Raw genomic sequence first — 26,833 nt, forward strand, 5'->3', positions numbered from 1 at the left:
GATGGTGCCGTTGTTGGTGGTGTCGATGTGGTTCACGACAGTGCTGCCACTGTGGAGCCGGAGCGGGCGTTTCGGGACTTTGGTTTTGATTCTCTTGCGGCGGTGGAGTTGCGTAATCGGCTCAACGCCGCTACCGGGCTGCGGCTGCCGGCGACCCTGGTCTTTGATTATCCGAATCCCACGGTGCTCGCCGGCTACCTGCACGGACGGATTCTCGGCGTGGAGGTTCCTGCCGTTTCTACGGTGGCCACGTCGGTCGTCGGCGATGAGCCGATTGCGATTGTGGCGATGAGTTGTCGTTTTCCGGGTGGGGTGGCGACTCCGGAGCAGTTGTGGGAGTTGTTGGAGGGTGGTGTTGATGCGGTTTCCGGGTTTCCGACTGATCGGGGTTGGGATCTGGTGGGTATGTATGACCCGGAGCCTGGTAAGCCGGGGAAGACGTATTCGTTGGAGGGTGGTTTCCTCTACGATGCGGCCGATTTTGATGCGGACTTTTTTGGGATTAGTCCGCGGGAGGCGGTCGCGATGGATCCGCAGCAGCGGTTGTTGCTGGAGACGTCGTGGGAGGTGTTGGAGCGGGCCGGGATCGATCCGACCTCGCTCAGGGGTAGTGGTACTGGTGTGTTCACCGGGGTGATGTATCACGACTATGCCAGCCGGTTGCCGGAGGTTCCCGAGGAGTTGGCGGGTTATCTGGGTAACGGCAGTATGGCCAGTGTCGCCTCTGGGCGGATTTCCTACACCCTTGGTCTGGAGGGGCCGGCGGTCAGTGTCGATACGGCCTGTTCGTCGTCGTTGGTGGCGGTTCACCTGGCGGTGCAGGCGCTGCGGGCGGGGGAGTGCTCCCTCGCGCTGGCCGGTGGGGTGACGGTGATGTCTACCCCTGACACCTTCATCGATTTCAGTCTTCAGCGTGGGCTGGCCGCTGATGGCCGTTGCAAGTCCTTCTCTGCTGGCGCCGATGGCACCGCGATGTCCGAGGGGGCGGGCATGTTGTTGCTGGAACGGCTCTCTGACGCCGAGCGTCACGGTCATCAGGTGCTTGCGGTGGTGCGTGGTTCGGCGACCAACCAGGACGGCGCGTCGAATGGGTTGACGGCGCCGAACGGTCCGTCTCAGCAGCGGGTCATCCGACAGGCGCTGGCGTCGGCGGGTGGTATCCCGGCGAGCGAGGTGGATGCGGTTGAGGCGCACGGTACGGGCACGGCATTGGGTGATCCGATCGAGGCGCAGGCGTTGTTGGCCACGTACGGGCAGGGTCGGCCTGCGGATCGGCCGTTGTGGTTGGGCTCGATCAAGTCGAACATCGGTCACACCCAGGGCGCGGCTGGTGTCGCCGGGGTGATCAAGATGGTGTTGGCGATGAGTAGTGGGGTGTTGCCGCGCACGCTGCATGTTGCGGAGCCGTCTCCGCAGATCGACTGGTCGGCCGGGGAGGTACGGCTGTTGACCGAGGCGCAGGGGTGGCCGGTGCTGGACCGGCCCCGCCGTGCGGGTGTCTCATCATTCGGCATCAGCGGCACCAACGCCCACGTCATCCTCGAACAGGCGCCACTGACTGACGTGCCTCCCGTCGAGGCGCTCCCGGCCGACGGGCTCCGGGCCGGGAGGCCTCCGGTCGGCGTGTCCGGGTCGGAGATTCTGCCCTGGGTGCTGTCGGCCCGCACCGACGAGGCACTGCGCGCCCAGGCCGGGCGCGTGGCCGCGGTAGCCGAGAGCGGCCCCGCCGAAGCCGGCGACCTGGCGTACGCGTTGGCAACCGGGCGTGCGCTGCTAAACCGGCGTGCGGTCGTCGTCGGCGACCGGGAGGACTTCGTCGCCGCAGCCCGCACGTTCGCTGAGGGCGGGATCGCTCCCGGCGTGCTGCATGGCGGTTCCGGCATCGTTTTTGTTTTTCCGGGGCAGGGTTCGCAGTGGTTGGGGATGGCGGTGGAGTTGTTGGATTCGTCGCCGGTGTTTGCGGAGCGGTTGGGTGAGTGTGCTGCGGCGTTGGATGAGTTTGTGTCGTGGCGGCTGGTTGATGTGTTGCGTGGTGTGGAGGGGGCGCCGTCGCTGGANCNGGNGGATGTGGTGCAGCCGGTTCTGTGGGCGGTGATGGTGTCGCTTGCGGGGTTGTGGCGTTCGTTTGGTGTGGAGCCGGATGCGGTGGTGGGTCATTCGCAGGGTGAGATTGCGGCTGCGGTGGTGGCGGGTGGTTTGTCGTTGCGTGATGGTGCGTTGGTGGTGGCGTTGCGTAGTGCGGTGATTGCGGAGGTGTTGGCGGGTCGGGGTGCGATGGCGTCGGTGGGTCTGCCGGAGCGTCAGGTGTGTGATCGTCTGGGTGCGTATGGCGGTCGCTTGTCGGTGGCAACGGTCAATGGTGCGTCGTCGGTGGTGGTGACGGGCGATCGGGATGCGGTGGACGAGCTGATCGCGACATTGGATGCCGAGGGTGTGCGAGCCAGGCGGGTGAACATTGACTATGCGTCGCATTCGGCGCAGGTGGAGTTGATTGAGCAGCGGTTGTTGGAGGTGTTGGCGGGGGTGGCGCCTCGGTCGTCGAGTGTGCCGTTCTATTCGACGGTGACCGGGGGTGTGGTGGACACCGTGGGGTTGGATGCCGGTTATTGGTTTGCGAATTTGCGGCGGAGGGTGCGGTTTGAGGAGGCGACCCGGGTGTTGCTCGGGGCGGGGATGCGGGTGTTTCTGGAGTGCAGTGCGCATCCGGTGTTGACGGTGGGTATTGAGGAGACTGCTGCGGATGTGGGTGTTGAGGTCGCGGCGGTGGGTTCGTTGCGTCGGGGTGAGGGTGGGTGGCGTCGGTGGCTTGTCTCGGTGGGTGAGGCGTTTGTGCGGGGGGTGGGGGTGGACTGGTCGTCGGCGTTGCCGGTCCGGCCGCGTGGTGAGGTGTTGTTGCCTACGTATCCGTTCCAGCGTCGGCGTTATTGGATCAACGCTACTGGTGGTGTTGCGGATCTTGGCTTGGCTGGTCTGGGCTCCGCTGGGCACCCGTTGTGGGGGGCTGCGGTGACCATGGCGGAGTCGGGGGAGGTGTTGTTCACTGGTCGGTTGTCGTTGGATGCGCATCCGTGGTTGGCCGACCATGCTGTTTCGGGCAGGGTGTTGCTGCCGGGTGCTGGTTTTGTTGAGCTGGTTCTGCATGCGGGTGACCATGTCGGTTGTGGTCGTGTGGAGGAGTTGACGCTGCACGCGCCGTTGTTCCTGCCTGAGCAGGGTGCCGTCCAGGTGCAGTTGCTGCTCGGTGTGGCTGACGACGCCGGCCGTCGTCCGGTCAGTGTGCACGCCCGGTCGGAGCACGCGGATCCGGACCTGCCGTGGACCCGGCATGCGGCCGGCATCCTCTCGGCTGAGGTCATCGATCCAGGTTTTGACCTGACTGTGTGGCCGCCGTTGGGGGCGGTGCCGGTGTCGACGGCGGGGTTGTATGACGATCTGGTGGCTCAGGGTTATGAGTATGGTCCGGTGTTTCAGGGTGTGCAGGCTGCGTGGCGGGTCGGTGAGGTGGTGTACGCGGAGGTTGCTCTTCCGCAGGAGGCGTTTGCGGAGGCGGGTCGGTTCGGTGTGCATCCGGCGTTGTTGGATGCGGCGTTGCAGGCGGTGGGGATTGGTGAGCCGGTGCCGGCGGATCGCGGGCCGTACCTGCCGTTTGCGTGGGCGGATGTCGCACTTTTTGCCACCGGTGCCACTGCCCTGCGGGTGAAGATCACCTCGGCCGGTCCGGAGGCGGCCACCTTGCACCTGGCTGATCCCGAGGGAAGTCCGGTAGCTGTTGTTGGGTCGCTGGTGTCGCGTCCGGTGCAGCTCGACGCCGCCGTACCGACCGACGGTGACCTCTACCGCGTCGACTGGACCACCGTGTCGGTAGCCGCTACCTCGGCCACCTCCTGGGCCTACCTTGACGACCTCACCGACGACGTACCGGAGCTGGTCGTCGCCCGCCTCACCGACGTACATCCGGCTGTCACCCCGGACCTGGGCGACGGGCCCGACGTCGACACCGAGCCGGCCGCGCGGGCTGCCGTCGGAGCGGCGCTCGCGCTGCTCCAGTCCTGGCTGGCCGACCCCCGGCTGGCCGAGTCACGGCTGGTCATCCTGACTGACGGTGCCGTTGATGGTGGTGTCGATGTGGTTCATGCTCCGGTGTGGGGGTTGGTGCGTGCGGCGCAGGCGGAGAATCCGGGTCAGTTCGTGTTGGTTGATGCGGATCCGGGGGTTGCGGTGGAGGAGATTCTGGCGGCGGTGGGTACGGGGGAGCCGGAGTTGTCGTTGCGGGGTGGGCAGGTGCGGGTGCCGCGGTTGGTTCGTGCGGATGCGGATGCGGATGCGGGTGCGGATGCGGGTGCGGGTGCGGGTGCGGATGCGGGTGCGGGTGCGGATGCGGATGGGGGTGGTGGTGTGTGGCGGGCTGGGGGCACGGTGTTGGTTACTGGTGGTACTGGTGTGTTGGGTGCGTTGGTTGCTCGGCATTTGGTGGCTGTGCATGGGGTTCGGGATTTGGTGTTGGTTTCTCGGCGGGGTTTGGCGGCGCCGGGTGCGGTGGAGTTGCGTGATGAGTTGATCGGGTGTGGTGCGGTGGTGGAGGTGGTTGCTTGTGATGTGGCTGATCGGGATGCTGTTGCTGTTTTGTTGGATGGTGTTCCGGGGTTGAGTGCGGTGGTGCATACCGCTGGTGTGTTGGATGACGGTACGGTGGCTGGTTTTACTGAGGCGCAGTTGGATGTGGTGTGGCGGGCTAAGGCGGCGCCGGCGTGGCATTTGCATGAGTTGACTCGTGATCGGGGGTTGGCGGCGTTTGTTTTGTTTTCTTCGGCTGCGGGGGTGGTGGATGGTTCTGGTCAGGGTAATTATGCTGCGGCGAATGTTTTTTTGGATGCGTTGGCTGGGTTGCGGCGGGCTCTTGGTTTGCCGGGGGTGTCGTTGGCGTGGGGGTTTTGGGAGCAGCGTAGTGGGATGACGGCGCATTTGGGTGATGCCGAGGTGGCTCGGATGGCGCGTTCTGGTGTTTTGCCGCTTGGTGCGGAGCGGGGTTTGGCGTTGTTTGATGCGGCGGTGGGGGCTGACGAGTCGGTGTTGGTGCCGATTCGGTTGGATTTGGCTGCGTTGCGTGTTCAGGGTCAGCAGATGCCGGCGCTCTTCCGGGGTTTGGTGCGGCTGCCGGCTCGTCGGGCGGCGGGTGGTGGGGTCGTTCCGGTCGGTGGTTCTGCTCTTCAGCGGCAGTTGGCTGCTCTCGGTGTGGATGATCAGCATCGGATGCTGCTGGATTTGGTGCGGGCCAATGTGGCTGGGGTTCTTGGTCATGACAGTGCTGCCACTGTGGAGCCGGAGCGGGCGTTTCGGGACTTTGGTTTTGATTCTCTTGCGGCGGTGGAGTTGCGTAATCGGCTCAACGCCGCTACCGGGCTGCGGCTGCCGGCGACCCTGGTGTTCGACTATCCGACCCCGGCGGCGCTTGCCGAGTTCGTGGTGTCCACCGTGCTGGGCACCGGGCTGGAGGTGGCGGTGCCGGAGCCGGCGTCGGCCTCCTTCGTTCAGGAGCCGATTGCGATTGTGGCGATGAGTTGTCGTTTTCCGGGTGGGGTGGCGACTCCGGAGCAGTTGTGGGAGTTGTTGGAGGGTGGTGTTGATGCGGTTTCCGGGTTTCCGACTGATCGGGGTTGGGATCTGGTGGGTATGTATGACCCGGAGCCTGGTAAGCCGGGGAAGACGTATTCGTTGGAGGGTGGTTTCCTCTACGATGCGGCCGATTTTGATGCGGACTTTTTTGGGATTAGTCCGCGGGAGGCGGTCGCGATGGATCCGCAGCAGCGGTTGTTGCTGGAGACGTCGTGGGAGGTGTTGGAGCGGGCCGGGATCGATCCGACCTCGCTCAGGGGTAGTGGTACTGGTGTGTTCACCGGGGTGATGTATCACGACTATGCCAGCCGGTTGCCGGAGGTTCCCGAGGAGTTGGCGGGTTATCTGGGTAACGGCAGTATGGCCAGTGTCGCCTCTGGGCGGATTTCCTACACCCTTGGTCTGGAGGGGCCGGCGGTCAGTGTCGATACGGCCTGTTCGTCGTCGTTGGTGGCGGTTCACCTGGCGGTGCAGGCGCTGCGGGCGGGGGAGTGCTCCCTCGCGCTGGCCGGTGGGGTGACGGTGATGTCTACCCCTGACACCTTCATCGATTTCAGTCTTCAGCGTGGGCTGGCCGCTGATGGCCGTTGCAAGTCCTTCTCTGCTGGCGCCGATGGCACCGCGATGTCCGAGGGGGCGGGCATGTTGTTGCTGGAACGGCTCTCTGACGCCGAGCGTCACGGTCATCAGGTGCTTGCGGTGGTGCGTGGTTCGGCGACTAACCAGGACGGCGCGTCGAATGGGTTGACGGCGCCGAACGGTCCGTCTCAGCAGCGGGTCATCCGACAGGCGTTGGCCGCTGCCAATGTCCGTCCCGACCAGGTTGATCTGGTGGAGGCGCATGGTACGGGTACCACCCTCGGCGATCCGATCGAGGCGCAGGCGATCATCGCGACCTACGGCCAGGGTCGGCCTGCGGATCGGCCGTTGTGGTTGGGTTCGATCAAGTCGAACATCGGTCACACCCAGGGCGCGGCTGGTGTCGCCGGGGTGATCAAAGCGGTGTTGGCGATGCGTAACGGCATGTTGCCGCGCACGCTGCATGTTGCGGAGCCGTCTCCGCAGATCGACTGGTCGGCCGGGGAGGTACGGCTGTTGACCGAGGCGCAGGGGTGGCCGGTGCTGGACCGGCCCCGCCGTGCGGGTGTCTCATCATTCGGCATCAGCGGCACCAACGCCCACGTCATCCTCGAACAGGCACCACCCACCGACCCATCCCCCACCGACGCAACAGCGACCGACATGCCTCCCGTCGACGCACCCGCGGTCGACGTCGCCCCGGTCGTCACGCCGCCCGTGCTGCCCTGGCTGCTGTCCGCCCGCTCGGCGGAGGCGTTGCGTGCCCAGGCCGACCTGGTCGCCGGCACCGGCGGCGCCCTCGACGTGGCCTACTCGCTGGCCACCACCCGCACAGCCTGGGAACACCGGGCCGTCGTGGTCGCCGCGGCCGGGGACGACGCGATCCGCGCCCTGCGCGCCGTCGCCGAGGGAGCCGACTCCGCCGAACTGGTGCAGGGCTCCCCGTCCGCCGGCAAGCTGGCCATGCTCTTCACCGGACAGGGCGCCCAGCGCCTCGGCATGGGCCGTGAGCTGGCCGCGGCGTACCCGGCCTTCGCGGAGACCTTCGCTGAGGTCTGTGGACACCTGGACGCGCAGCTCGACCGGCCGCTGCGGGAGGTGCTCTACACCGAACCGGACGTCGCCGACGCCGCGCTGCTCGACCAGACCGGCTACAGCCAGAGCGCGCTCTTCGCCATCGAGGTGGCGCTGTTCCGTCTGCTCGGCTCGTGGGGCATCCGGCCCGATCTGGTCGCCGGGCACTCCATCGGTGAGATCACCGCCGCTCACGTCGCCGGGGTGCTGTCGTTGCCCGACGCTGCCACCCTGGTCACCGCCCGGGGCCGGCTTATGCAGGGCATGCGTGAGGACGGCGCGATGGTGGCGGTCGAGGCGTCCGAGGCAGAGGTACGCGGGGAACTGGTCGGCCGGGAGGCGGAGTTGGGCATCGCGGCGGTCAACGGCCCGCTCTCGGTGGTGATCTCCGGCGATGACGACGCCGTCGGCGCGGTTGCCGACGGCTGGCGGGCGCGGGGCCGCCGGACCAAACGGCTGCGGGTCAGCCACGCGTTCCACTCGCCGCACATGGAGCCGATGCTGGCCGAGTTCCACCAGATCGTGGCCGGTCTGGCCTTTGCCCCGCCGAGGGTGCCGGTGGTATCCAACCTGACCGGTCGGCTCGCCGATCCCGACGAGATCTGCACCCCCGAGTACTGGGTGCGGCACGTGCGGGAGGCGGTCCGGTTCAGCGACGGCATCGCCACCCTGCAGGCCGCCGGTGTCACCACGTTCCTGGAGGTCGGGCCGGACGCCGTGCTGACCACGATGGGTCGGGACTGCGTCACCGACATGGCGGACGCCAGCCTGGTGCCGGTGTTGCGCGGTGGTCGGCAGGAGGCGGCGACCCTGCTGACAGCCGTCGCCACGCTGCACACCCGGGGCGTCCCGGTCGACTGGCGGGCCTGGTTTGCGCCCACCGGGGCCCGGGTCACCGACCTGCCGACGTACCCCTTTCAGCGTCGCCGGCTCTGGCTCGACGTCCCGGCGGGCAGCGGGGGCGACGTGCCCGGCCTCGGCCAGCGTGCCGCCGCCCACCCGTTGCTCGGCGCGGTTATCGGGCTGGCCGGTGCCGACGGCACGGTGCTGACCGGTCGGCTGTCGTTGCGGACCCACCCGTGGCTGGCCGAACATGCCCTCGCCGGGACGGTACTGCTGCCCGGCACGGCGTTCATCGAGCTGGCCGTCCGCGCCGGGGACCAGGTCGGCTGCAACCTGGTGGAGGAGCTGACGCTGGAGGCCCCGCTGATCGTCCCTGAGCAGGGCGGTGTGGACCTCCAGGTGGTGGTCGGGGTACCCGACGAGGCGGGGCGCTGCCCGGTAACTGTGTACTCCCAGCCAGACGACCGCGTGCAGGGGTGGACCCGGCACGCCACTGGTGTGCTCGCCCCGGTGGCCGCCACCGTCCCCGCCGCGCCGACCGGCGGCGCCTGGCCACCGGCTGGCGCCGTCCCAATCGATCTTGACGGGCGCTACGACCGGCTTGCCGACTCCGGCTACCACTACGGCCCGCTGTTCCAAGGGCTGCGGGCCGCCTGGCGTCGGGATGACGAGGTGTACGCCGAGGTGGCGCTTCCGGAGGACGTCTGGTCCTCGGCCGAGCGGTTCAGCCTGCACCCGGCGCTGTTCGACGCGGTGCTGCACACCCTCGACCTGACTGGGACGGACCCGAGCGACGACCTGCTCCGGCTGCCGTTCGCCTGGCGGGGTGTCGCCCTACACGCCACCGGGGCGGCGGCGCTACGGGTGCGGTTGCGACGGATCGGGCCGGAGGAGGCCTCCTTCGAGCTGGCCGACACCGCTGGAGTACCGGTGGCCTCGGTGGCCTCGCTGGTGGTCCGGCCGCTGGCCGCCGACCAGCTTGGCGGGGCGCGGGCCGGCCGCCGCTCGTCGTTGTACCAGGTGGCCTGGACCCCGGTGCCGGCCCCGGAGACCTCCACGAACGACGCGACGGTGGTCCTCGGCGACGACGCCCTCGGCCTCGGGGTGCCCCGTCACCCGGATTTCGCGGCGCTCGCGGCGGATATCGAGCGGACCGGTGCCGCGCCGCGGACCGTCGTTGTTGCCTGGCGTGCCACGTCGGACTCGACCGTGGCGGCGGCGACTGATGCGCTCGCCCTCGTACAGGGCTGGCTCGCCGACGAGCGGTTCGCCAGCAGCCGGTTGGCGGTGGTTACCACTCGGGCGATCGCCACCGCGGACGGCGAGGACGTGCCCCGACCGGTGGACGCCACCATCTGGGGTCTGGTCCGGGCCGCGCAGGAGGAGAACCCGGGCCGGTTGGCCCTGGTCGACCTGGACGGCGCGGATTCCACCGGGCTGCGAGCGGCGCTGGCCGTTGACACTGAGCCGCAGTTGGTGGTGCGCCGGGCGGAGCTGTTCGCGCCCCGGCTCGCGCCGCTGCCGGTGCCCGACGGCGAACTGCCCGTCGATCCGGACTCCGAGGGCACGGTGCTGGTCACCGGTGGTACCGGGGGGTTGGGCCGGCTGGTCGCCGAGCACCTGGTCACCCGGCACGGCGTACGGCGACTGCTGCTGGCCAGTCGGCGGGGCCCGGCGGCCCCGGGAGTGGAGGAACTGGTCGCCCGTCTGGCGGCGGCCGGCGCGGAGGTCACTGTGGTGGCCTGTGACGTGGCCGACCGGGCGGCGGCGGCAGCCCTGCTCGACGGGGTGCCCGCCGCGCACCCGCTGGTCGGGGTGATCCACGCGGCCGGTGTGCTTGACGACGGGCTGGTGGACACGTTGACGTCCGAGCGGACGGCGGCGGTGCTGGCCCCCAAGGCGGAGGCCGCTCGTCACCTGCACGAACTCACGCTGGATCGGTCGCTGCGCTGGTTCGTGCTGTTCTCGTCGGCGGCGGCCACTCTCGGCGGTGCCGGCCAGGCCAGCTACACCGCTGCGAACGCCTACCTGGACGCCCTGGCCCAGCACCGGCGGGCGCACGGGCTCGCCGGCAGCTCCTTGGCCTGGGGCTTGTGGGCCGAGCCGGGTAGCGGGATGACCGGCCACCTCGGCGAGGTGGACCTGCGCCGGATGGCCCGATCCGGGGTGTCCGCGCTGTCCACCGGGGACGCGTTGGCGCTGTTCGACGCGACCGTCCAGGCGGGACCGGCGCTGGTCCTGCCGGTCCGGCTCGACCTGGCCGCGGTCCGGGCACGGGTGGAGGGCGTGCCGCCGCTGCTGCGCGGCCTGGTCCCCGTCCCGACCCGGCGGACGGCGGCCGGTGCGGCCGGTCCGGCGGCCGGTCCGGCGGCCGGGGAGCGGTCACTGGCCGACCGGCTGGCGGGTCTGACGCCGGACGACGCGGACCGGATGGTCACCGAGCTGGTCTGCGCCCGTGTCGCCGAGGTGTTGGGGCATGACCGTTCGCATGTGATCGACCCGGACAGGGGCTTTCTGGAACTCGGCTTCGACTCGCTCGCGGCCCTGGAATTCCGCAACAGCCTCGGGGCGGCCACCGGGCTGCGCCTGCCGGCGACGCTCATTTACGACTATCCCAGTCCGGCGGCGGTGGCCCGTTTCGTCCGGTCCGAGTTGACCGGTGTCCTGCGGGGCGCTCCGTCGTTGGAGGCCGAGTTGGCCCGGCTCGAGGCGTTGATGGACGACACCGTGCCGGACGAGGGGGAGCGGGGCCGAATAACCGTCCGGCTTCAGGCACTGATGTCGCGGTGGAACGCCACGTACGGCGCGGCCGGTGCGGAGCCGGCCGCCGAGGACCTGACGTCGGCCACCGCGGACGAGCTGTTCGAGATTCTCGACGACGAACTGCAGGGGTCGGACTGATCGTCCGATCCCGGGATCCGAGGCCCGTTGGCGCCCACGGTGGTCGGCAGACTCAGGTCTCCCTTGCGCGGATGGGTGGGCTTTGGTCCACCTTCGGCGTGGGTCCATGACCGTATCGCGTGACCGTTCAACATCATACGGTAGTGAGCAGGCTTGGTGACGTTAGCCGGTGGCCACCACCAGGGTGGACGCGGGAGAGGCAGGGAGGATGCGGGTGCGACTCGAAGAGGGGATCGTGGCCAAAGTCACCCGGAACGGACAGCTTGAGCTTGTCTCCGAACGGAGCGGGTTGCGATACCGGTTCGGCGCGACCGCCGCCGCGATGTGGATCGCGTTGCAGCAGCAGGGCGGCTCGCTGGAGCGGGCGGCCGGTGTCCTGGCCTGGCAGTGGTCGGCCGATCCGGCGGCCACCCGACGGGATTTCGACGTCTGGCTGGAGGACATGCTCCGCGCCGGTCTGGTCCGGGTGGAGTGACGCGGTGGCACGAGCCGGCCCGGCGGTGGGGGTGACCCCTATCGAGCCCCCTGCCCCTGCGCTGGGAAGGTCATTGGTCGAGGAAGGGCGGAACCCCTGCCCGGTGGGCGGGGTCAGGCGCTGGCGGTGTGGTTGACCGCGCTGATGATCAGCCGAAGTGCCTCGGCCAGCTCCTCGCCGGACGGGGCGGCCTTGGGGTCGAGCAGCCGCTGCACTGTCAGCCCGGTCATCAGCGCCAGCAGGAACGAGCCGACGGCCTTGCGGGTCTCGTCAGTGACGTCCTCGCCGCCGTCGCGGATGACGAAGGTGGCCAGGGCCGGGCGGGCGCGGGCGTAGCTCTCCGCCAGTTGCGCCCGCAGCTCCGGACGGTGCTCGGCCAGCGCGAACGCCTCGATCCCGGCGACCCAGAGCGGCCGTTGCGTGGCGAACGACTCGACCAGGCCGGTCCACATCGATTCTAGTCGGTCCATCAGGTCGGGCTGGGTGCCGTCGCGCAGCACCCGGTCAATCTCGACGCCCCACTCCTCGAAGGCCTGCACCAGCGCTGCGGTCAGCAGCGCCTCCTTGGAGCCGAAGTGGTAGCCGATCGACGCCAGGTTGGTGTCCGAAGCGGCGACGATGTCGCGGGCGGTGGTGCGCGTGTAGCCGCGTTCGTAGAGGCAGTTCCTGGCCCCTACCAGCAGACGTTCCCGATGACCCACAGGCGCCACCCTACTCGGAACGACCCCCTTATTCACCCCACCGGATGTATACGCGCGTATAAAACCCCGTGTAGCTTTTGGCCATGGCTACAGCGCAGGCAAAGGCCGGTCGCCGCGAGTGGATCGGTCTCGCGGTACTCGTCATGGTGACACTGATCATCAGTATGGACATGACCGTGCTGTCGTACGCTCTGCCATTCATCACGGCGGACCTTGAGCCGACCAGTAGCCAACTCCTCTGGATCACGGACGTCTACGCCTTCGTACTGGCTGGCCTGCTGATTCCGATGGGGACACTGGGGGACCGGATCGGGCGCCGGCGACTGCTCATGATCGGCGCGGCGGTGTTCGGCGCGGCGTCCGTGGCGACGGCCCTCTCCACCAGCCCCGGCATGCTGATCGGCACCCGGGCGGTGATGGGCGCCGCCGGTGCGACGCTCATGCCGTCGACCATGTCGTTGATCCGCAACATGTTCCACGACGAGAACGAGCGACGGGCCGCGATCGGGATCTGGGCGGCCGGCTTCTCCGCCGGTGGGGTCATCGGCCTGGTGGCCGGCGGCGCGCTGCTCCAGTACTTCTCCTGGGGCGCCGTCTTCGAGATCAATGTGCCGATCATGCTGCTCCTGCTGATCCTGGCGCCGTTGCTGCTGCCCGAGTTCCGCAACGCGGCCGCCGGGCGGCCCGACCTGCTGAGCACGGTACTGGCGTTCGTCGCGGTGCTGCCCATGATCTGGGGTGTCAAGCAGTTCGCCGAGGACGGCATGGACTGGCCGCCGGTGGCCGGCCTGGTCGCCGGACTGACCTTCCTGGCCGTCTTCGTGCTGCGTCAGCGGCGCCTCGACGACCCGGTGATCGATGTCCGGCTGTTTCGTGCCCCGGCGTTCAGCGCGGCGGTGGTGATGAATGTGCTCGCCAACTTCGCGCTGGTCGGGTTCATGTTCTTCATCAGCCAGTACCTCCAGTTGGTGCTCGGGCTGCGCCCGTTCACCGCCGGCCTGTGGTCACTGCCGGCCGCCGGTGCGGCGGGCATCGGCGCGGCCGTGCTGGCCCCGATGCTCGCCCAGCGCTTCAAACGCGCCTACGTCGCCGCCGGTGGCCTGCTGGTGGCGACCGCCGGTTGCGTGGTGCTCGCCCAGGTCGGCGACGAGTCGGGCCTGGCCCCCGCGGTGCTCGGCCAGGCGTTGCTGGCGGGTGGCGTCGCCATGGTGCTGACGCTGAGCGCCGAGCTGATCGTTTCTACCGCGCCCCCGGAGCGGGCCGGCGCCGCTGCCGGACTCTCCGAGACCGGCAGCCAGTTCGGTGCGGCCCTCGGCGTCGCGATCCTCGGCAGCATCGGCGCGTACGTCTACCGGCGGGAGCTCTCCGGCGAAGCACCGGACGGGGTGCCGTCGGAGGCCTGGGCTGCGGCCCGGGAGACGCTGGGCGGCGCGGTCGTGGAGAGCCGGACGCTCTCCACGACCGCAGCGGACACCCTGGTGACGCTGGCGCGGGCGGCCTTCACCGACGAGTTGCGGGCCGCCGCGATCGTTTCGGCCGGCATCCTGCTGGTGACGGCGTTCCTGGCGGCCGTGCTGCTGCGCAACGTGGGCGTGTCGGTGCCCGGGCAGGGCCCGTCCGGCGGGTCCGGCGACCCGACCCCCTCGACGGCCAACGGCGCGACCCACGTCGAGGGAACCGTGGCCGCCGCCGATGCCACCCCGGTCAACGCCGAATCGACAGCGACCAACGCCGTGCCGGCGGAGGCGACCGCCGACGCTGAGCCGGGTCCGGCGGTCCAGATCGGTCCGGAGCCGGCCGCCCCGTCGCCACCCCCCGGCCGGCCCACCCGGTGGCCGGACCGTACCGGCCCGGTCGGGCGGTGACGTTCCGCTTACCATGGAAGTATCAGCCTGGTGCGCCGGGTTGCGCAGCTCGCAGCAGTGGTGGGGCTAGGGGGGCCGGCGCTCCGTATAGGGGTTGTCCCGGCATTCCGGGCGTTCCTACGCTCGCCTCGTCAGAGGACACCGGTGCCGCACGAAGGTGCCGCGTGGCGTGCCGACCGGTCCGCCCGGCAGGGAGCAATGATGACGATCAGGTTGCGGCGCGGTTCGTGCGGACGCGCGATGCGCTCGGCGTACCGCTGGTCGTCCTGGTCACCCTCCCCGGGCACCTGCTCGGTGACAAGGAGGAGCGGGCGGGGTGGTCCGGCGCGGGGCGAAGCTGCTGCACGCCCTCGTCGAGGCGGTGGTTCCCCGAGTGCTGGCCGAGGCGCCACCGGGGCCAGGCCAGCCCGGGAACGTCCGGCTCCAGATGTCCCGCTGCGGAGGTACCCGCAGCGCCGATCCGTAAGGGACCAGTGATGACGGCAACCCTCGAGAACGACCTCTGGGTGCGGCGGTTCCATCCGGCGCCGTCCAGCGCGATCCGGCTGGTGGCACTGCCGCATGCCGGCGGTTCGGCCAGTTACCTGTTTCCGGTCTCCAAGGCACTTTCGCCCGCCGTTGACGTGCTGGCGATCCAGTACCCGGGCCGGCAGGACCGCCGACATGAGCCGGTGCTGGATTCAATCACCGACCTGGCGGACGGGGTGTTCAATGCGCTGGGGCCGTGGCTGGACCGGCCGGTGGCGCTCTTCGGCCACAGCATGGGCGCGGTGCTCGCCTACGAGGTGGGCCTGCGGCTGCAACTGCGGACGGGCCGACCACCGCTGCGACTGTTCGTCTCCGGTCGTCGGGCCCCGTCCCGGGTTCGTGATGAGCGGTACGTACACACCCGGGACGACGCCGGGGTACTGCGGGAACTGGCCAGGCTGAGCGGCTCGGACCCGCGGGTGCTGGGCGATCCGGAGCTGCTGCCGATGATCCTGCCCGCGGTGCGGGGCGACTACAAGGCGGTGGAGACCTACCGGGCCGACCCGGACCAACGGCTGGACGCCCCGATCACCGTGCTCACCGGTGACGTCGACCCGATGACCACCCTGGACGAGGCGCACGACTGGTGTCGGCACACCACCGGTGACTGCGACGTCCAGGTCTACCCCGGGGGGCACTTCTATCTCAATGACCATGCCGGCGACGTGATCCGGCTGATCGGGGCCGAGCTGGAGCGGCTGTTGCCCAGCGAGCCGATCGGGTAACCGGGACGACGGTGACAGGGGGACGCCGGCAACCGGTGTGCCCCGGTTACCGTGCCCCTCAATCGGCGATCTTGGGGCCTGGTCCCGCGGTAGACCATGACCCGTGACGGGTCGTCGCTGCGGCGGCCATAGTTTCCCGGCTGACCATTGAACTGTCGTTGCTGTTCGTCTTTGTGTTCGTCCACGCGGAGGGGACCCCTACCCTCGGTCGGCAGCCGAATTTCGGCGGCTGGCCAACCTGGGCCACTTCCTGGCTCAGGGAGTAGCATTCGTGATGCCTTTGTCGCCAGGCCGGCACGGCTGATCAACACTGGAATTGATTTGTAATATTGCTGTCTTCCCACGCCTGACCGGCCAAGACGAACACCCTCCAGTTGCGATGCTCTTGGTGACGTGCCCGATCACCTGCGGCGTGACGTGCCTCGCCGGCTGGGGTGTCCGGCCGACCGGATCAGGGCGAGCGCGAGGTTGCGGAGGGCGGCCATCTCTCGCCGTCCTGCATCCACCAGTGGGTGCGACGCGCCGGTGGTCAGCCGCGCGCTGGTGACGTGCTCCAGCACGGTCGCCTCAGTCGGCCGACGTGACGTGTCAAGGCCCGGGATGAAGCGGATCGAGCACCGGGTGCCCGGCGGACGCCGAGGGCCTGCAAGGGCTGCGGCAACGGTGACCGATCGCCGATACCACGGCGCGCCCCCGGAGCGGGTCCGTCGACCAGGTGCTGCCTGGTCCCCACTACCCGCCCCGCCTCAGCTACCCGCCCAACGTCCACTCTGCCTCGCGATCATCCCGGCCGGCACCGAACGCGGTGTGGGAGGCCGGCAACGAGTGGCGCCTGTTCGCGGGCGACGACTGGCGTCGGAGCTTGTGGTCTACTGAGGACGAGTGCGCTCGTTCACCACCCCTACGCTGCCTCGTCGGTGGTGCTCAACAAGCCGAGCGAAGGTCAACCAAACCTTACTTTCGTCCTGGCGTGATATTCGGTGACGAAGTGTCACCATCCCACTTCCAACTTGTACGCGTGTCTAGGTATGCTGTCCTCGCCGTCGAGGCGCGGTGAAAGCGTCAATCCAATTGACGATCATCATTGCAAATCATGGTTTTCGGGCTGAGCTGCCCAGTGGCCGGGTGGGGCTCGGCGGACCGCATGGCATCGAGCCGAACCTCTTCGTCGGGGGCCTGTCCCGGTAGGCGGCTGCGCTCCGTTCGATGCGTCATCGCTGACAAAGGGAGACGGGTGGAACTCGTAGAGAGAGGCCGCGAGCTCGACATCCTGCGGGACCTTTACGCCGGAAGCGCCACGGGCAGAGGACGGGTCGTGTTGATCAGCGGTCCCGGTGCCACGGGCAAGACCGAGCTGCTGCGGGCCGTAGCCGATCATGTCGACACTGCAGGCGGGCTGGTGCTGAGCGCCACCTGCTCGCGGGCAGAGCAGATGCTGCCGGCCGCCGTGATGGGGCAGCTGTTCAACAGCGTGCCGCTGCCGACCGAGGTGATGCGATGCGTCGGCGCGTTCATCGGCCCCGAGGCCGCCACGACCAAGGGCGATGCCGATATCAGGGCCGTGCAGGTGATGTGCGGCAAGCTGCTCGACATCGCCCGGGACCGGCCGCTTGTCCTACTCGTCGACGATGTCGAGTTCGCCGACAAGACCACCCTGCAGACCCTGCTCTACCTGCAGCGCCGGCTCACCGCCGCACAGATCCTGGTGGTCCTCACCGAGTCGCCGCAACCGCAGCCGGTCAACCCCGAGTTCCGCGCCGAGCTAACCCGGCAGGCATGCTTCTACACCATCCAGCTGTCACCGCTGTCCGAGGCCGGAGTCGCCGAGGTGCTCCGGGGCTGGACCGACGACGAGACGGCTCTGGCGCAGGCCCCGGCGTACCACCGGATCAGCGGCGGCAACCCACTGCTGCTACACGCGCTCGGCGAGGACCGGCGTGCCGCCGGGCCGACCGACGCCACCGAAGCGGTCGTCGGCGACCAGTTCCGTCAGGCGGTCCTGGCGTGCCTGCGGCGGTGGGACCCAGCGATCCTGGCGACGGCTCACGGGCTGGCCCTGCTCGACGAGTTCGCCACCCCGGCACTGTTGGCCCGGCTGCTCGACAGTAAGCCGGCCCGGGTCCAGTGGGTGCTCAAGGCGCTTACCTTGTCCGGCCTGCTGGACGCGGGCCGGTTCCGACACCCCGCGGCGTGCGCGGCGGTGCTGCACGACCTGGACCCGGAGGCGCTGTCCGAGATGCACGCCCGCGCGGCGGAGCTATTGCACGCCGAGGGCGCCCCGGTTCCGGCGATCGGGGGTCATCTGCTCGCGGCCGGGGGTCTGACCGAGCCGTGGGCGATTGCTCTCCTACAGGACTCGGCGACGCACGCGCTCGCCGACGACCGGGTCGACGACGCGGTCGAGTCGCTCAAACTGGCCCACGAGATGTGCCACGACGCACCCCGTCGGGCAGCACTGACCGCAATGCTGGCCGACTGCCAGTGGCGGGTCAGCCCGGCAGCGGTCAGCCAGCACCTCCAGTCCCAGCGCGACGCCCTGCGGGCTGGGCACCTCTCCGAGCGGCACGCAGCCGCGCTGCTGCGCTACCAGCTCTGGCACGGCCACCTGGAGGAAGCCCAGGAGACCCTACGGCACCTGCGGGACGCCCGACACCAACTGGACGCCACGACCGCCGCCGAGTTGGACGGGGGCGCCGAATGGTTGCGGCTGTACTTCCCGGTCGCCTTCGCGGGGCTCGACGCCGCCCCCGGCGCCACGGCGGCGACCACGCCGGTCCGCGCCCTGTCCCGCACGGACGGCTCGCTTGGGTGGGCCACGCCGTCCCTGACCACCGTGCTCACCGAAGGGGTGACCGACGAGGCGATCGCCCGAGCCGAGCAGGTGCTCGGCAGCCACATGCTGGTTGATGTCGGCCCGGAGTCGGCGCTGTGTGCGTTGCAGACGCTGGTCTACGCCGACCGGATGGACCAGGCGGTGCACTGGTGCGACGCACTCGGCGCGGAGGCCGGCTCCCGGGGCACCACCTGGCACGCCATCCTGTCCGACGTCCGGTCGCACATCGCACTCCGGCAGGGTGACCTGCCGCTCGGCGAGCGGTTCGCCCGCGAGGCCCTGGACGCGATGTCGCCGCACAACTGGGGCGTCGCGATCGGTTCACCGCTGTCCAACATGCTGCTCGCCAAAATCGGCCTGGACAAGCTCGATGAGGCCAAGGCCCTGCTCAGGTACGTCATCCCGGACGCGATGCGGGACACCTGGTTCTGGCCGCTGTATCTGCGCGCCCGGGGCCATCTACACCTGGCCGGGAGACGGGTGTACGCCGCGCTCGCCGACTTTGAGACCTGCGGGCATCTGGCCACCCAGTGGGGGATGGACCTGCCGACCCTGCTGCCCTGGCGGGGCGACCTGGCCCAGGTCTACCTGCGCTCCGGCCGGCCCGATCTGGCGCGGAAGATGGTGACCGAGCAACTCTCCCGTCCCGGCGCCCAGAGCATTCGCACCAGGGGTATCTCGCTGCGGCTACTCGGCTCGGCGCTGGACGTGAAGCAGCGGGTCAACACCCTGCGCCAGGCGGCCAACCTGCTCCAGGAGTCCGGTGATCGGTTCCAGCTCGCCCTGGCCCTCGCCGCCCTCAGCAGAGCGCACTACGGCCGGGGGGAGTTCAACACCTCACGGGTGGTGGCGCGCAGCGCCACCCAACTCGCCAAGGACATCCAGGCGCAGGCGCTGTGCCGCCGGCTGCTGCCCAGCGGCGACGCGGCCGGGGGCGACGAGGCGGACGCCACGCCGGAGCACGAGGAGATGTCCCGACTCAGCGACGCCGAGCAGCGGGTCGCGACCCTGGCCGCGCTTGGCCACACCAACCGGGAGATCGGCAAGAAGCTGTACATCACGGTGAGCACCGTCGAGCAACACCTCACCCGGGTCTATCGGAAGCTGAACGTCCGGCGCCGCACCGAACTGTCGTTGGGGCTGCCCATGGACTCCGCTGGGGCCGGGTTGCTGGCCGTGACGTCGAGTGGCGCGGAGCAGTCCTGGCCGCAGTGGGAGTCGGCGCCGGTCCAGGCGAGCTGACCCGGTGTGGTCGGTCTGTAGGTGGGCCTAGGCCCACCTGTTCGGGTCATTAGCTCCATAGAATGGCGCCTGCTCGATTCATACCGTGAACAGGTACCCACCGCCGTTCGGCGACTTCTTCTGCGGGGGAGCATGAGGTGAACAGGAACAAGGACCGGCGGACCTCGGTTGACGGCGCGGACGCGGTGTGGCTGGACGACGTGCGTAAGGCGTACGGGCGCGGCGGGAATCGGGTGGAGGCACTGCGGGGCGTCACGATGAGCTTTTCGCGGGGTAGCTTCACGGCGGTGATGGGGCCCTCGGGTTCTGGCAAGAGCACCTTCCTGCACTGTGCGGCGGGGCTTGACGTGCCCTCGTCCGGGTCGGTGGTGCTGGACGGCAAGGAACTCAACGGGATGAACGAGAACCAGCTCACCCGGCTGCGTCGGGAGCGGGTCGGTTTCATCTTCCAGGCGTTCAACCTGATGCCGGCGCTGAATGTCGAGCAGAACGTGGGTTTGCCGTTCCGGTTGGCCGGCCGGCGGCCGGATCGTTCCGCTGTGGTGGAGGTGTTGGGTCGGGTGGGGCTGGCGGAGCGGCGCAGGCATCTTCCGAGCGAGCTCTCCGGTGGTCAGCAGCAGCGGGTCGCGATCGCGCGTGCGCTCATCATGCGGCCGGCAGTGATCTTCGCCGACGAGCCGACCGGCGCGCTGGACACCCAGACCAGCAGTGAGGTGTTGCAGTTGCTCCGGGAGACGGCGGCGAGCGGCCAGACGATCATCATGGTGACTCACGATCCGGTCGCCGCCGCTGCTGCGGATCGCGTGTTGTTTCTCGCTGACGGGCAGTTCGTCGGTGAGCTGGAGGCCCCGACCGCGGACGTGGTGGCGGAGCGGATGACGCACCTGACCGCATGGCAGCAGGGTCGCGCGCCGCAGTCCACCGGCCGGGGTGGCTTCTGATGATGTACCTCGCATGGCGCACCCTGCGCTACCGCAGGCTCGCGTTCATGGCGACCTTCCTCGCGGTCTTCTTCGGCGTGGCGCTGATCGTCGCCAGTGGTGGGTTGATGGAGACCGGTGTCCGGTTGGCGGTCCCGCCGCAGCGGCTCGCGGCGGCCGACGTCGTGGTGAGCGGTAAGCAGACCTATGGCGTGCCCAAGGAGGACCCACAGGACACCAAGAACATCAAGTCGGTCCCGCTGGCCGAGCGGTACTGGATCGATCCGGCGCTGGTCAGCAAGATCCAGGGGGTGCCCGGGGTCGAACGGGCCATCGCTGAGTCGTCCTTCACCGCCACCGTCGTCCGCGACGGGGCGCCGGTGATCGTCGGGTCCGGGTCGCTGGGCCACAGCTGGGAGTCGGCCGAACTCGGGCCGTACCAGCTGGACGGGAGGCCACCCACCCAGGCTGGTCAGGTTGTCCTGGACCGGGGGGTGGCGCGGCTGGCGCAGGTCGGAGTCGGTGACCGGGTTGACATCGTGGTCGGCGGCGCCACCTCCTCCTTCCGAGTGACCGGCATTGCCGCCCCGCCGGGCGAGACGAGCCAGTCCGCGCTCTTCTTCTCCAGCGACGACGAGCGGCGGCTCAACCCACACGCCGGCAGCGCCGACGCGATCGGTGTGCTGGCGAAGCCCGGCACGGACGTGGCGGATCTGCGCGGCCGGATCGAACAGACCCTCGCCGACCGCAAGCTGGTGGTCCTCATCGGCGATGACCGCGGGTTGGCCGAGTTCCCCGAGGCGGTCGGCGGGCAGGCGCAGCTCATCCCGCTCGCCGGCGTCTTCGGCGGGATGACGGTCTTCGTGGCGATCTTCGTGATCGCCAGCACTCTGGGCCTGTCGGTGCAGCAGCGGCAGAAGGAACTCGCCCTGCTGCGCTCCATCGGCGCGACACCGCGGCAGATCCGCACGATGGTGCGTCGCGAGGCGCTCGTGGTCGCGGTCGGTGCGGCGATCCTCGGCTGCCTCCCGGGGGTGTTCCTGGGTCCGTTGCTCTACCGCCTGGTCTCGGCGGCCGGGGTCATCTCGCCGGTGGTCGAGTTCCACCAGGGCTTCCTTCCCTACCTTGCCGCGCCCGCCATCGGGATCTTCGCCGCCCTGGTGGCCGCCTACGTCGCCGGTCGACGCCCCTCCAAGATCCGGCCGACTGCTGGCATCGCCGAGGCGGCCCTGCAACGCAGGTGGGTCAGTTGGCCCCGGGTGCTGTTCTCCCTTCTCTTCTTCGCCGGCGGATTCGCGTTGATCCTGGTGACGGCGATCGTGATGGAGGGGCCGGTGGCCTCGGCCACCGCCGGGCCGGCGGTGATGTGCTGGGCGATCTCGATCGCCTTGATCAGCCCGGGGCTCACCCGGCTCCTCGCGGCCGTACTGAGCCTGCCGGTGCGGGCGTTCTTCGGGCTCGCCGGCTACCTCGGCACGATCAACGTGCGGACGCGGGCGGTCCGGGTGGCCGCTGCGGTCACCCCGATCATGCTGGCGGTGGCGTTGGCGGTGGCCAACTTCTACCTCCAAACCACCCAGAACGAGGCCGCCGAGCGTTACTACTCCGAGAACCTCCGTGCCGACGTGGTGCTCAGCTCCACCACCGGTGGGTTCCCCGCCGACACCGTCGAGGCGATCCGCTCCGCGCCGGGCGTCGAGGCGGCGTCGGCGTACGTCACCAGCGCCGGCTGGATCAACAAGCCGTACGACGGGTCGCACGTCGAGTCGCCGTGGCCCCTGCAGGGCGTGAGTGGCGCCAGCGCCGCCGCCATCACCGGCATCCGGACCGTCGCCGGAAGCCTGGGTGACCTCACCGGCGACGCGGTGGCGCTGCCCGAGGTCGCCGGGAGGAACCTCAACCTCGGCGTGGGCGACCAGATCACCCTACGGCTCGGCGACCGGTCGGCGGTGGACCTGCGGGTGGTGGCGCTCTACCCGGCCAAGGAGGGGTTCGAGACGATCCTGCTCCCCGCCGACCTGCTCGCCGCGCACAGCACCACCGGACTGTCCCGACAGATCCTCGTCACCGCCGAGCCCGGCACCGACCGGGACACGTTGGTGGCCAATCTGCGGGAGGAGGTCGTCGACCACCCCGGCACCATGATCGAGGGACGCGAGGCGATCACCACCTTTGCCGAACGCACCAAGACCCTGGCGTGGGTCAACTATCTGCTCGTCGCGTTGGTCGCCGGCTACACCTTGATCTCGGTGGCGAACACCCTGATCGTGGCGACCGCTGGTCGCCGCCAGGAGTTGGGTATGCAGCGCCTCATCGGCGCCACCCGGCGGCAGTCCCTGCTGATGCTCAGTGTGGAGGCGGGCACGGTCACCGTCATCGGGGTGGTGCTCGGCACCATCGCCTCCATTGCCACGCTGCTGCCGTTCAGCATCGTGGTGCTGGGGCGACCGGTACCATCCGGGCCGTTCTGGATCTACCTGGCCGTGGTGGCGGGCGCGGCGGTGCTCGCCTTCGCCGCCACCCTGCTGCCCGGACGCCGGGCGATGCTCGCCCGGCCGGCGGAAGCTGCCGTCGCCGTGGAGTAGCGAGCAGCGCAACGACCAGTGGTGCCCCGGTGGCCCGACCGGGGCACCACTACGTGCCGTCGTCGGCAGGCCCGCCCCCGGGCCGGGGTGCTGTCAGGCGACGTCGACGCGGGTGCTGTTGAGGTAGGCCAGCACGGCCAGCACTCGGCGGTTGCTGTCCTCCGCCGGTGCCAGATCGAGCTTCGCGAAGATGCTGGTCGTGTATTTGGCGACCGCGCCCTGACTGACGATGAGGCGCTGGGCGATGGCCGTGTTCGAACATCCCTCGGCCATCAGCTCCAACACCTCCCGTTCACGCGGGGTCAGCATCGACAGCGGTTCCCGGCGGGACCGGACGGCCAGCAGCTGCGAGATCACCTGCGGGTCCATCGCGGTGCCACCGTCGGCGACCCGTCGAATGGCGTCCACGAACTGGTCGCTGTTGAGCACCCGGTCCTTCAGCAGGTAGCCGATGCCGCCGCTGGCGTCAGCGAGTAGCTCCTTGGCGTACAACTGCTCGACGTGCTGGGAGAGCACCAGGATGGGTAGCCCGGGGCAGCGGCGCCGCGCCTCCAGAGCAGCCTGGAGACCCTCGTCGGTGAAGGTCGGCGGTAGCCGCACGTCCACCACCGCCACCTCCGGGCGCAGGGTCACCAGCGCATCGAGCAGGGCCGGACCATTGTCAACCGCCGCGACGATTTCGAAGTCGTATGATTCGAGGAGCTGGACCATGCCCTGTCTCAGCAGGAAGAGGTCCTCGGCGAGTACAACGCGCACGGCAGCTCCAGGGTTGCGATGGTTGGCCCACCTTCGGGACTGCTGAGGACGAATGTCCCGTCGAACGTAGCACAACGCCGTTCGATGCCCCGGATACCGGTGCCGGTGCCGGCATCCGCGCCACCCTGGCCGTTGTCGACCACCACCGCGCGCACGGCACCGTCCTGATGGCGCAGGTCGATACTCGCCCGGTCGGCGTTGGCGTGCTTGACGATGTTGGTCAACAGTTCGGAGATGGCGAAATAGACGGCGGACTCCGCCGGCGCGGCCAATCGACCGGGCACGTCGGCGGTGACGGCGACGTCGATCGGGCTCTCCAACGCGATCGCCTGGACGGCGTCCGCCAGGCCGCGCTCGGCGAGTACCGGCGGGTGGATGCCGCGGATCAGGCAGCGCAACTCCTCCAGCGCGCTGGCGGTAGCGTTGCGTGCATCGACCAGCAGCATCTCCGCGGCATCCGGATTGGTACGCAGCTGGCGGGTGGCCGCGCCGAGCTTCATGCCGATCGCCACCAGCCGTGCCTGCGCGCCATCATGTAGGTCGCGCTCGATCCGGCGTAGCTCGGTGGCCTGGATGTTGATGACGTCCGACCGGGTCTCCGAGAGGTGCCGCATGCGGGAGGCGGTCAACGCTCGCCCGCTCGGCCCGAGCAGTGCTCTGGCGAAGTGTGCGTGCCCGGCGACCAGCCTTGGGGCCGCGGCCAGCCAGACGACGAACACCGTCAGGCTGACCAGGGCCCCGACCCCCACCCGTGGCCAGGTGTCCATCGGGGTGAAGCCGTACCAGAAGTCCACCCCGGACTCCCGTATCAGCATCCAGAACCCGGAGGAGAGCAACAACCCCTCCACTGCGTACACCAGCAGAGTGGCCGGCAGCAGCCCGAGCACGAAGCCGACCGCGGCGTTGAGCAGCAAGAATAGTAGGTCACGCCAGCTTGCCGGGTCGGTGAGGATGAATCGGCAGCGCTGCACCCAGCCGACTACCCCCGGCTCCGACGGCCTTCCGGGAAGGTACGGCGTGGCGATGGTGACCCCGGAGCGGGCGGCGAGTTCCCGGCACAGCCCGGTCAGCCGGCGGACCAGCGGAGTGAGCAGTGGCAGCAGTAGCATCCCGACGCCGAGCAGGATGAACGCCGTGGCGAGGGTGGTGGCGACGAAGAGGACCAGACTGAGCACGGCGGTGGCCGCGAGCACCACGCCCCGGCCGGTCGCCCGCAGGGCTCGCGACAGGGCCGGCCGGATGTGCGCGATGGTGATGGCGTCCACGCCGAGCAGGCGGCGCAGCCGGTGGGGGCCGACGCGTTCCGGATCAACCGGGCGGAGTGGTGACCCCGGCTCGGCTACCGCGTCGCTGATCAACTCGCCCATGGATACGAGTGTCCCACGTCGGGGTGAGACCTGGGCTCCTGAGTGGTCCCGGTGGGCCGGCCGTCACGGCGGTCCGGCGGCGGCGTGCCGGTGAGACCGGGGTAGGGGTCCGTTAAGGGTTGGCGTGGCCGGCGGCGGACCCTAGCGTGTGGGCCACGCGCTTCGTCGACGTCGGACGCCGTCCGGCGCCGGATGCCGTCGGCGACGGTGCGATGTTCCGGGAGTCGGTGCGGTACGGGGCTAACCCCTGACCGTCGTCGCCGTACCGGGCCAGATGAGGGGACCGCACCGATGAACGCCGGTATTTACGCCGTCAGCGATCTGCACGTGGCGTACCCGGAGAACCGGAGGATCGTCGAGAGCCTGCGGCCCCACGCGGCGGGCGACTGGCTGATCGTCGCCGGCGACGTCGCCGAACTCTTCGCCGACGTCACGTGGGCGTTGACCCTGCTCAGCGAACGGTTCGCCAAGGTCATCTGGGCGCCTGGCAACCACGAGTTGTGGACCCACCCCCAAGACCCGGTCCAGCTGCGGGGCGACGCCCGCTACCAGGCCCTGGTGCGGCGGTGCCGGGACCTCGGCGTGACTACTCCCGAGGACAGCTTCCCGGTCTGGACCGGCGTCGGCGGGCCGCTACTGGTGGCGCCGCTGTTCGTCGGCTATGACTACTCGTTCCGCGAGCCGGGCGTCACCAGCAAGGAGCAGGCCCTGGCCCGGGCCCACGCCGCCGGCATCGTCTGTGCCGACGAGGTCTTCCTCCACCCCGACCCGCATCCGAGCCGGGACGCCTGGTGCCGAGCCCGGGTGACCAGGACCGAGGACCGCCTCACCGACTGCGATCCGACCGTGCCGAAGGTCCTGGTCAACCACTACCCGCTGGTCCGCACGCCCACCGACATCCTGCGGTACCCCGAGTTCGCCCAGTGGTGCGGCACCGAGCTCACCGCCGGATGGCACCGCCGCTTCCACACGCGCACCGTGATCTACGGCCACCTACACATCCCCCGAGTCACCTGGCACGACGGGGTGCGTTTCGAGGAGGTCTCCATCGGCTATCCCCGGGAGTGGCGCCCCCGCGGCCACCCCGCCTCGTGGCTGCGCCCGGTGCTGCCCACGCCCGCAGCGGTCTGACCTTCGCCCCGACGAGGCAGCTGCGGTCGATCGTCGGCCCAGCAGAGTGGTGAATTGGCTCCGGTTCCAGGGTTCGCCCGTTGACCAGCAGCGCCAGCCAGGGCGCCTGGCCGGCTCCGATCGGCACTCCCGACGAATCCCGGTCCGAGGCGGCCCGGACCGGGATTTCCTCACGTCGCTGCCAGGTCTGGCCGAGTCAACGCCGCCCGGCGCTCAGGACTGCTGCGGCCGCGGCCGCTTGATGAACTCGATGACCTCGCCGTTGGGGCCGTACACGAAGCTGACCTCGAGGGTCATGGCGGTGGCCCCCTTGGTCTCGATCCGCGCGGGCGCCATCAGCGGACGGGCGCCGCCGGCGACGGCCCGCTCGAAGAGCACGGCCGGCTCCTCGGTACGGATCGCGAAGTGCACCAGGGTGGCGGCTCGCGCCCGCTCCTCGTCGCTCGGACGGGGCTCGGCGTCGAACTGCCGCGCCGAACCGCCGGGCGGGGTGGAGGCGGCGTCGAAGAGCTCGATCACCCGGTCGTCGCCGGCGTCGAGGAAGACGCAGCGGTTGACGCCGGCCTCGGGCGCGCTCCACTCGTGGGCGACCCGGAAGCCCAGTGCCTCGGTGTAGAAGCGGACGCTGGCGTCGATGTCGTAGGTGCGCAGGGCGATGTGGTCCAGGCCCAGGTTGGAAATGGGGGCGGTCATGC

General features: G+C 69.6%; 11 protein-coding genes and 2 pseudogenes. 9 read left to right on the top strand and 4 right to left on the bottom strand.

All coding sequences use genetic code 11. The features are described from left to right. Positions 1–33: 33 nt before the first annotated feature. Together SALPAC3_RS25170 and SALPAC3_RS0100070 are read left to right on the top strand one after the other, a co-directional pair. A pseudogene (locus SALPAC3_RS25170) lies at positions 34–11,010 on the top strand (type I polyketide synthase); the annotation flags it as partial. 208 nt (positions 11,011–11,218) lie between these two features. Next, positions 11,219–11,485 (top strand): hypothetical protein, encoded by a 267-nt coding sequence (locus tag SALPAC3_RS0100070; RefSeq protein ID WP_018219215.1) that lies wholly within the window; start codon positions 11,219–11,221, stop codon positions 11,483–11,485. Between the two features lie 113 nt (positions 11,486–11,598). Here SALPAC3_RS0100070 and SALPAC3_RS0100075 read toward each other — a convergent pair whose 3' ends face one another. Continuing rightward, entirely contained in the window at positions 11,599–12,186 is a 588-nt protein-coding gene (locus tag SALPAC3_RS0100075) for a TetR/AcrR family transcriptional regulator (RefSeq protein ID WP_018219216.1), read from the bottom strand. Positions 12,187–12,269: 83 nt separating this feature from the next. Here SALPAC3_RS0100075 and SALPAC3_RS0100080 point away from each other — a divergent pair, with 83 nt between their 5' ends. The 6 genes and pseudogenes from SALPAC3_RS0100080 (at position 12,270) to SALPAC3_RS0100110 (ending at position 22,884) form a co-directional block, all read left to right on the top strand. Then, positions 12,270–14,051: an MFS transporter gene (locus SALPAC3_RS0100080; RefSeq protein ID WP_018219217.1), complete on the top strand. Its 1,782-nt coding sequence runs from the start codon at positions 12,270–12,272 to the stop codon at positions 14,049–14,051. A 164-nt stretch (positions 14,052–14,215) separates the two neighbouring features. Next, a pseudogene (locus SALPAC3_RS28530) lies at positions 14,216–14,427 on the top strand (carboxyl transferase domain-containing protein); the annotation flags it as partial. A gap of 100 nt (positions 14,428–14,527) precedes the next feature. Next, a complete protein-coding gene (locus tag SALPAC3_RS0100090) occupies positions 14,528–15,304 on the top strand; it encodes a thioesterase II family protein (RefSeq protein ID WP_018219220.1) in 777 nt (258 codons plus the stop codon). A 1,234-nt stretch (positions 15,305–16,538) separates the two neighbouring features. Continuing rightward, entirely contained in the window at positions 16,539–19,379 is a 2,841-nt protein-coding gene (locus SALPAC3_RS0100100; protein WP_026185108.1) for a helix-turn-helix transcriptional regulator, read from the top strand. A gap of 137 nt (positions 19,380–19,516) precedes the next feature. After that, the gene (locus tag SALPAC3_RS0100105) at positions 19,517–20,320 is read left to right on the top strand and encodes an ABC transporter ATP-binding protein (protein WP_018219223.1); all 804 of its coding nucleotides are present in this window, start codon (positions 19,517–19,519) and stop codon (positions 20,318–20,320) included. After that, the gene (locus SALPAC3_RS0100110; protein ID WP_018219224.1) at positions 20,320–22,884 is read left to right on the top strand and encodes an FtsX-like permease family protein; all 2,565 of its coding nucleotides are present in this window, start codon (positions 20,320–20,322) and stop codon (positions 22,882–22,884) included. Before SALPAC3_RS0100105 ends, SALPAC3_RS0100110 begins: the two co-directional genes overlap by 1 nt. Before the next feature lie 93 nt (positions 22,885–22,977). Here the strand turns inward: SALPAC3_RS0100110 and SALPAC3_RS0100115 are convergent, their stop codons facing one another. Further along, positions 22,978–23,640: a response regulator gene (locus SALPAC3_RS0100115; RefSeq protein WP_018219225.1), complete on the bottom strand. Its 663-nt coding sequence runs from the start codon at positions 23,638–23,640 to the stop codon at positions 22,978–22,980. Continuing rightward, complete coding sequence (locus SALPAC3_RS0100120) at positions 23,604–25,007, bottom strand: sensor histidine kinase (RefSeq protein ID WP_018219226.1); 1,404 nt, start codon at positions 25,005–25,007, stop codon at positions 23,604–23,606. Before SALPAC3_RS0100120 ends, SALPAC3_RS0100115 begins: the two co-directional genes overlap by 37 nt. 291 nt (positions 25,008–25,298) lie before the next feature. Between SALPAC3_RS0100120 and SALPAC3_RS0100125 the strand changes: the two genes are divergently transcribed. Next, positions 25,299–26,138: a metallophosphoesterase family protein gene (locus SALPAC3_RS0100125; RefSeq protein WP_018219227.1), complete on the top strand. Its 840-nt coding sequence runs from the start codon at positions 25,299–25,301 to the stop codon at positions 26,136–26,138. A gap of 213 nt (positions 26,139–26,351) precedes the next feature. Here the strand turns inward: SALPAC3_RS0100125 and SALPAC3_RS0100130 are convergent, their stop codons facing one another. Beyond that, a complete protein-coding gene (locus SALPAC3_RS0100130; protein WP_018219228.1) occupies positions 26,352–26,831 on the bottom strand; it encodes a VOC family protein in 480 nt (159 codons plus the stop codon). Positions 26,832–26,833: the final 2 nt, after the last annotated feature.

Source organism: Salinispora pacifica DSM 45544 (assembly GCF_000378845.1).
GTDB classification, from domain to species: Bacteria; Actinomycetota; Actinomycetes; order Mycobacteriales; family Micromonosporaceae; genus Micromonospora; species Micromonospora pacifica.